The organism is Streptococcus sp. k-378 (genome assembly GCF_013277505.1).
In the GTDB taxonomy this organism is placed as follows: domain Bacteria; phylum Bacillota; class Bacilli; order Lactobacillales; family Streptococcaceae; genus Streptococcus; species Streptococcus pseudopneumoniae.
This window is the reverse complement of sequence record NZ_VMNC01000174.1, coordinates 1-503: the sequence shown is the minus strand read 5'-3', so window position 1 is coordinate 503 and position 503 is coordinate 1. Positions and strand designations below refer to the sequence as shown.

Sequence of the window (503 nt, the reverse complement as noted above, 5' to 3'; positions counted from 1 at the left end):
ATCATGTCCTTGAACAAATCTTAGCCAATCACGGCATTCCCCTTCAAATTAAAACAGATAAGAGAACGGTCTTTGCCTATCAAGCCTCCAACTCTAAGAAAATGGAGGGCGATACCCATACACAGTTTGGATACGCCTGTCACCAACTGGGGATTCTCCTTGAGACAACCGCTATCCCTCAAGCTAAAGGGAGAGTCGAAAGACTCAATCAGGCACTACAATCTCGCCTGCCTATTGAACTGGAACGAAACAATATTCATACCTTGGAAGAAGCCAATACTTTCCTTCTTTCCTACATTCAAACCTTTAATGAACAGTTTGGAAACAAGACAAAACTCTCTGTCTTCGAGGTGGCTCCTAAGCCCTCTGAACGAAATCTCATTCTGGCTAGACTGGCGGAGAGAGTCGTCGATAGTGGACACCATATCCGATTCCAAAATCGTTGCTATATCCCTGTTGAACAAGGAAAAGAAGTCTACTTCAGCAGAAAGACGAAAGCATTC

The 503-nt window shown here is 43.9% G+C and carries 1 pseudogene; it reads left to right on the top strand.

What is annotated here, in order from left to right:
- Positions 1 to 503: pseudogene (locus HT719_RS11250) on the top strand (ISNCY family transposase); the annotation flags it as partial.